This window comes from Enterobacter cloacae complex sp. 394F7 (genome assembly GCF_057320385.1).
The window spans coordinates 1-6,868 of record NZ_JBXWCS010000031.1 but is presented as its reverse complement, the minus strand read 5'-3'; the positions used below and the strand labels follow the sequence as shown (position 1 = coordinate 6,868).

General features: G+C 50.9%; 10 protein-coding genes. 9 read left to right on the top strand and 1 reads right to left on the bottom strand.

What is annotated here, in order from left to right:
• Nucleotides 1–124: 124 nt before the first annotated feature.
• Nucleotides 125–343, bottom strand: coding sequence for a protein SlyX (locus AC2FAK_RS22835; protein WP_003861693.1), 219 nt, complete (start codon nucleotides 341–343; stop codon nucleotides 125–127).
• Between the two features lie 238 nt (nucleotides 344–581).
• Between AC2FAK_RS22835 and fkpA the strand changes: the two genes are divergently transcribed.
• From fkpA to AC2FAK_RS22790, 9 genes are all read left to right on the top strand, one after another.
• Nucleotides 582–1,403, top strand: a complete 822-nt coding sequence (fkpA, locus tag AC2FAK_RS22830; protein ID WP_013099036.1) for an FKBP-type peptidyl-prolyl cis-trans isomerase — start codon at nucleotides 582–584, stop codon at nucleotides 1,401–1,403.
• Between the two features lie 166 nt (nucleotides 1,404–1,569).
• Nucleotides 1,570–2,292 carry a helix-turn-helix transcriptional regulator gene (locus AC2FAK_RS22825; protein ID WP_003861697.1) on the top strand — a complete coding sequence of 241 codons (723 nt, stop codon included), beginning with the start codon at nucleotides 1,570–1,572 and terminating at the stop codon, nucleotides 2,290–2,292.
• Nucleotides 2,292–2,678 (top strand): sulfurtransferase complex subunit TusD, encoded by a 387-nt coding sequence (gene tusD / locus AC2FAK_RS22820; RefSeq protein WP_020686857.1) that lies wholly within the window; start codon nucleotides 2,292–2,294, stop codon nucleotides 2,676–2,678. The genes AC2FAK_RS22825 and tusD overlap by 1 nt, the downstream gene beginning before the upstream one ends.
• Nucleotides 2,678–3,037, top strand: a complete 360-nt coding sequence (tusC, locus tag AC2FAK_RS22815) for a sulfurtransferase complex subunit TusC (RefSeq protein WP_013099034.1) — start codon at nucleotides 2,678–2,680, stop codon at nucleotides 3,035–3,037. The genes tusD and tusC overlap by 1 nt, the downstream gene beginning before the upstream one ends.
• Before the next feature lie 7 nt (nucleotides 3,038–3,044).
• A complete protein-coding gene (gene tusB / locus AC2FAK_RS22810; RefSeq protein ID WP_013099033.1) occupies nucleotides 3,045–3,332 on the top strand; it encodes a sulfurtransferase complex subunit TusB in 288 nt (95 codons plus the stop codon).
• A gap of 124 nt (nucleotides 3,333–3,456) precedes the next feature.
• Nucleotides 3,457–3,831, top strand: coding sequence for a 30S ribosomal protein S12 (gene rpsL, locus AC2FAK_RS22805; RefSeq protein WP_000246815.1), 375 nt, complete (start codon nucleotides 3,457–3,459; stop codon nucleotides 3,829–3,831).
• Nucleotides 3,832–3,927: 96 nt separating this feature from the next.
• Nucleotides 3,928–4,398 (top strand): 30S ribosomal protein S7, encoded by a 471-nt coding sequence (gene rpsG, locus AC2FAK_RS22800; protein WP_003861706.1) that lies wholly within the window; start codon nucleotides 3,928–3,930, stop codon nucleotides 4,396–4,398.
• Nucleotides 4,399–4,494: 96 nt separating this feature from the next.
• Nucleotides 4,495–6,609, top strand: a complete 2,115-nt coding sequence (fusA, locus tag AC2FAK_RS22795; protein ID WP_029882142.1) for an elongation factor G — start codon at nucleotides 4,495–4,497, stop codon at nucleotides 6,607–6,609.
• 69 nt (nucleotides 6,610–6,678) lie between these two features.
• Nucleotides 6,679–6,868 (top strand): GTP-binding protein (locus AC2FAK_RS22790; RefSeq protein WP_004090890.1); only part of this gene is annotated, 190 nt, incomplete at its 3' end.

Here is a 6,868-nt window from a genome sequence, read left to right as displayed (position 1 = left end):
CCGGGAAGAAGAGAGCGAAGTTATCCCCGGGAAGTGAGAATAAAAGCCCAGAAATATCCGGCAAGAAAAAATGCTGATCACCTTAAGTGACCAGCATTAGGGATTATCCCGCTTTTTTTTCGCCTCAATAGTGAGGTGGTGGCGTCTCTTCAGACTGTGAGGCGATGTTTGACGGCTGCGTAGCCTTCAGCTTTTCCGTCAGCAGGCGCATATGATCCCGCAGTTTCGCCATTTCGAGTTCATGCGCGGTCACGGTCTGGTTAAGCTCTTCGATGGTGATGTCCTGAAAAGCCAGGCGGCTTTCCAGTTCAGCCAGTCTCGCTTCAATCGTTGTGTCCTTCATCATTCACCTCGTCTGTTTCTGATTCGCCATAATGGGCCAGCGGCGGCGAAGTTTAACTGAGTTTGTTCCTTAGTGCAGTATCCATCCCTTTGGCAAGAAACTTATTTAAACAAAAATAGTCTTAAAAGTGGCGAGAATCGGGAGAGTCTGTCTGTAGATTTCTTCCACAACGTTTTATAGTACGTAGCTCATTTACGTTTAATGCTGGGGTGAGAGTCCCCAGGCCCTGGAGATATGGATGAAATCACTGTTTAAAGTAACGCTGCTGGCGACGACGATGGCTGTTGCGCTGAACGCGCCGCTGTCCTTCGCTGCTGATACTGCTGCGAAGCCTGCTGCAACTGCAGACAGCAAAGCGGCGTTCAAAAATGACGACCAGAAATCTGCCTACGCACTGGGCGCATCTCTGGGTCGTTACATGGAAAATTCTCTGAAAGAACAAGAGAAACTGGGCATCAAACTGGACAAAGCTCAGCTGATCGCGGGTGTTCAGGATGCGTTTGCTGATAAGAGCAAACTGTCTGACCAGGAAATTGAACAGACTCTGCAGGCGTTCGAAGCGCGTGTGAAAGGTGCCGCTCAGACGAAGATGGAAGCGGACGCGAAAGACAACGAAGCGAAAGGCAAAGCCTACCGCGATACCTTTGCTAAAGAGAAGGGCGTAAAAACCTCTTCTACCGGCCTGGTATACAAAGTTGAGAAAGAAGGTACCGGTGATGCACCGAAAGACAGCGATACTGTCGTGGTGAACTACAAAGGTACGCTGATCGACGGTAAAGAGTTCGATAACTCATACACCCGCGGTGAGCCGCTCTCCTTCCGTCTGGATGGTGTGATCCCAGGCTGGACCGAAGGTCTGAAAAACATCAAGAAAGGCGGTAAGATCAAGCTGGTTATCCCACCGGATCTGGCCTATGGCAAAACCGGCGTTCCGGGTATCCCTGCCAACTCTACGCTGGTGTTTGACGTAGAGCTGCTGGATATCAAACCGGCACCGAAAGCCGATGCGAAACCAGAAGCGCAGGCAGATCAAAAAGCTGCCGCAGACGCGAAGAAGTAATGTGATGAAAACCGCCGCCTTTAAGGCGGCGGTTTTTTTTATTGTGGGGCAGATATAATTAACACTGGAAAGTGCCAGGTACGCTGTATTAATTTAGTTGTCCGTGTAGATAATGAGCCTGCCCTGAAAACCTAACGACAGGCTCCTGAAAAGGAGTGTTTTTTTCATGTCCAGGTCGCTTTTAACCAACGAAACCAGTGAACTTGATTTGCTGGATCAACGTCCTTTCGACCAGACCGACTTCGATATTCTGAAATCCTACGAAGCGGTGGTGGACGGGTTAGCGATGCTCATTGGGTCCCACTGCGAAATCGTATTGCACTCCCTGCAAGATCTGAAGTGTTCCGCCATCCGCATTGCTAATGGTGAGCATACTGGCCGTAAAATTGGTTCGCCAATTACCGACCTTGCATTGCGTATGCTGCATGACATGACCGGCGCGGACAGCAGCGTCTCCAAATGCTATTTCACTCGCGCCAAAAGCGGCGTGCTGATGAAATCAGAAACCATTGCTATTCGAAATCGCGAGCATCGTGTGATCGGACTGCTGTGCATCAACATGAACCTTGATGTGCCATTCTCGCAAATCATGAGCACCTTTATTCCGCCTGAAACGCCAGACGTGGGCTCTTCTGTTAACTTTGCCTCTTCAGTTGAGGATCTCGTCACGCAGACGCTGGAGTTCACGATTGAAGAGGTGAATGCCGATCGCAACGTATCGAACAACGCCAAGAATCGTCAGATCGTGCTGAATCTCTATGAAAAAGGCATTTTTGATATCAAAGACGCCATCAATCAGGTGGCTGACCGCCTGAACATTTCCAAACATACGGTCTACCTCTATATTCGCCAGTTCAAAAGCGGTGATTTCCTGGGGCAAGATAAGTAATGCGTTTTGCGTTAATGGTGACAGGCCCGGCGTATGGCACTCAGCAGGCCAGCAGCGCGCTGCAATTTGCCCAGGCGCTGCTAAAAGCCGGACATGAACTGGTGAGCGTCTTCTTTTATCGGGAAGGGGTCTATAACGCGAACCAGTTTACGTCGCCGGCCAGCGATGAGTTTGATCTGGTGCGCGCCTGGCAGGCGTTAAATGAGACGCAGGGTGTTGAATTGCATATCTGCGTGGCAGCGGCCCTGCGTCGCGGTGTCGCTGATACAACCGAAGCCGCGCGTCTTGGTTTAGCCGGTTCCAACCTGCAGCCCGGATTTTCACTAAGTGGTCTGGGCGCGCTGGCGCAGGCTGCGCTCACCTGTGACCGAGTGGTGCAATTCTGATGAAACGCATCGCGTTTGTTTTTACCACTGCCCCGCACGGTAGCGCATCGGGCCGAGAAGGGCTGGACGCGCTGCTCGCGACATCTGCATTGACCGAGGAGATCGGCGTCTTCTTTTTAGGGGACGGGGTGTTTCAGCTTCTGGCGGGCCAGCAACCGCAGGCGATTTTGATGCGGGATTACATCGCCACCTTTAAAGTGTTGCCGCTGTACGACATTGAAACCTTCTATGTGTGTGCCGACTCGCTGGCCGCTCGCGGATTAGATGAGAAGACGCCTTTTGTTCTGGATGTCACGTGCCTGTCTTCTGCTGCGCTGCGCGAACAACTCTCTCACTACGACACTGTTCTGACTTTCTGAGGCTGCCATGCTCCATACCCTGAGCCGCTCACCGTGGCAATGTGATATCGACACGCTACTGAGCATGCTGCGCGAAGGTGATGACCTGCTGCTGATTCAGGATGGCGTACTTGCTGCGCTGGAAGGCAGCCGTTTCGTTGAAATCCTTACAAATGCCCCCATAACTGTCTCTGCGCTAAAGGACGATCTGGATGCGCGGGGTCTTTCTGGTCAAATTTCAGCCAAAATTGACGTGGTTGGCTATACTGATTTCGTCAATCTTACTGTGACGCACGCCAGTCAAATGAACTGGTGATTTGAGATCGCTGTATATTTCTTGACACCTTTTCGACGTAGCCCTAAAATTTCGCGTCCTCATATTGTATGAGGTCGTTTTATTACGTGTTTACGAAGCAAAAGCTAAAACCAGGAGCTATTTAATGGCAACAGTTAACCAGCTGGTACGCAAACCACGTGCACGCAAAGTTGCAAAGAGCAACGTGCCTGCGCTGGAAGCATGCCCGCAGAAACGTGGTGTATGTACTCGTGTGTATACCACCACTCCTAAAAAACCAAACTCCGCACTGCGTAAAGTATGCCGTGTGCGTTTGACTAACGGTTTCGAAGTGACTTCCTACATCGGTGGTGAAGGTCACAACCTGCAGGAGCACTCCGTGATCCTGATCCGTGGCGGTCGTGTTAAAGACCTTCCGGGTGTTCGTTACCACACCGTTCGTGGTGCGCTGGACTGCTCAGGTGTTAAAGACCGTAAGCAGGCTCGCTCCAAGTACGGCGTGAAGCGTCCTAAGGCTTAATGGTTCTCCGTTAAGTAAGGCCAAACTGATTTATCTTAATGTCAAACTAAACTCGTAGAGTTTTGGACAATCCTGAATTAACAACGGAGTATTCCCATGCCACGTCGTCGCGTCATTGGTCAGCGTAAAATTCTTCCAGATCCGAAATTCGGATCAGAACTGCTGGCAAAATTTGTAAATATCCTGATGGTAGATGGTAAAAAATCTACTGCAGAAGCAATCGTATACAGCGCGCTGGAGACCCTGGCTCAGCGTTCTGGTAAAAATGAACTGGAAGCTTTCGAAGTCGCTCTCGACAACGTTCGCCCAACTGTAGAAGTTAAGTCCCGCCGCGTTGGTGGTTCTACTTATCAGGTTCCAGTTGAAGTTCGTCCGGTTCGTCGTAATGCCCTGGCAATGCGTTGGATCGTTGAAGCTGCTCGTAAACGCGGTGATAAATCCATGGCTCTGCGTCTGGCGAACGAACTTTCTGATGCTGCAGAAAACAAAGGTACTGCAGTTAAGAAACGTGAAGACGTTCACCGTATGGCAGAAGCCAACAAGGCGTTCGCACACTACCGTTGGTAATCCCTTCGGAGTATTAGTCACCAGGCGGGCGCTTCAGAGAAGCTGCCCGCTCTGGGTTACTTAACTGAACGCCTAAAGAAACAAACGAGGAATCAAATGGCTCGTACAACACCCATCGCACGCTACCGTAACATCGGTATCAGTGCGCACATCGACGCCGGTAAGACCACTACTACCGAACGTATTCTGTTCTACACCGGTGTAAACCATAAAATCGGTGAAGTTCATGACGGCGCAGCCACCATGGACTGGATGGAACAGGAGCAGGAGCGTGGTATTACTATCACCTCCGCAGCGACTACTGCATTCTGGTCAGGTATGGCTAAGCAGTACGAACCGCATCGCGTAAACATCATCGACACCCCTGGGCACGTTGACTTCACCATCGAAGTAGAACGTTCCATGCGTGTTCTTGACGGCGCGGTAATGGTTTATTGCGCAGTTGGTGGTGTTCAGCCACAGTCTGAAACCGTATGGCGTCAGGCGAACAAATATAAAGTTCCACGCATCGCGTTCGTTAACAAAATGGACCGTATGGGTGCTAACTTCCTGAAAGTTGTTGGCCAGATCAAAACCCGTCTGGGCGCGAACCCTGTTCCGCTGCAGCTGGCAATTGGTGCTGAAGAAGGCTTCACCGGCGTTATCGACCTGGTGAAAATGAAAGCCATCAACTGGAACGATGCAGACCAGGGCGTTACCTTCGAATACGAAGATATCCCGGCTGAGATGCAGGACCTGGCTGACGAATGGCACCAGAACCTGATCGAATCCGCTGCTGAAGCTTCTGAAGAGCTGATGGAGAAATACCTGGGTGGTGAAGAACTGTCTGAAGAAGAGATCAAAAAAGCTCTGCGTCAGCGTGTTCTGAACAACGAAATCATCCTGGTAACCTGTGGTTCTGCGTTCAAGAACAAAGGTGTTCAGGCGATGCTGGATGCGGTAGTTGACTACCTGCCATCCCCGGTTGACGTTCCTGCGATCAACGGCATCCTGGACGACGGTAAAGATACTCCGGCTGAGCGTCACGCAAGCGACGACGAGCCGTTCTCTGCACTGGCGTTCAAAATTGCTACCGACCCATTCGTGGGTAACCTGACCTTCTTCCGCGTTTACTCTGGTGTGGTTAACTCCGGTGACACCATCCTGAACTCCGTGAAAGCGGCGCGTGAACGTTTTGGCCGTATCGTACAGATGCACGCTAACAAACGTGAAGAGATCAAAGAAGTTCGTGCGGGCGACATCGCTGCAGCTATCGGTCTGAAAGACGTGACCACCGGTGACACCCTGTGTGACCCGGATCACCCGATCATTCTGGAGCGTATGGAATTCCCTGAGCCGGTAATCTCCATCGCGGTTGAACCAAAAACCAAAGCTGACCAGGAAAAAATGGGTCTGGCTCTGGGCCGTCTGGCGAAAGAAGACCCATCATTCCGCGTATGGACTGATGAAGAATCTAACCAGACCATCATCGCAGGTATGGGTGAACTGCACCTGGACATCATCGTTGACCGTATGAAGCGCGAGTTCAACGTTGAAGCGAACGTGGGTAAACCTCAGGTTGCTTACCGCGAAGCGATTCGCGCGAAAGTTACCGATATCGAAGGTAAACACGCTAAGCAGTCTGGTGGTCGCGGTCAGTACGGTCACGTTGTGATCGACATGTACCCACTGGAGCCGGGCTCTAACCCGAAAGGTTACGAGTTCATCAACGACATCAAAGGTGGTGTAATTCCTGGCGAATACATCCCTGCCGTTGATAAAGGCATCCAGGAACAGCTGAAAGCGGGCCCTCTGGCTGGCTATCCGGTTGTTGACATGGGTATCCGTCTGCACTTCGGTTCTTACCACGACGTTGACTCCTCTGAACTGGCGTTTAAACTGGCTGCGTCTATTGCCTTTAAAGAAGGCTTTAAGAAAGCAAAACCAGTTCTGCTTGAGCCAATCATGAAGGTTGAAGTAGAAACTCCTGAAGAGAACACCGGTGACGTTATCGGTGACTTGAGCCGTCGTCGCGGTATGCTGCGCGGTCAGGAATCCGAAGTAACTGGCGTTAAGATCCACGCTGAAGTTCCGCTGTCTGAAATGTTCGGATATGCAACTCAGCTGCGTTCTCTGACCAAAGGTCGTGCATCATACACCATGGAATTCCTGAAGTATGATGATGCGCCTAACAACGTTGCTCAGGCCGTTATTGAAGCCCGTGGTAAGTAATCCACAGGATTAAAACCTAAGTCCCGTGCTCTCTCCTGAGGGGAGAGCACTATAGTAAGGAATATAGCCGTGTCTAAAGAAAAATTTGAACGTACAAAACCGCACGTCAACGTTGGTACTATCGGCCACGTTGACCATGGTAAAACTACCCTGACTGCTGCAATCACTACCGTTCTGGCTAAAACCTACGGTGGTTCTGCTCGTGCATTCGACCAGATCGATAACGCACCAGAAGAAAAAGCTCGTGGTATCACCATCA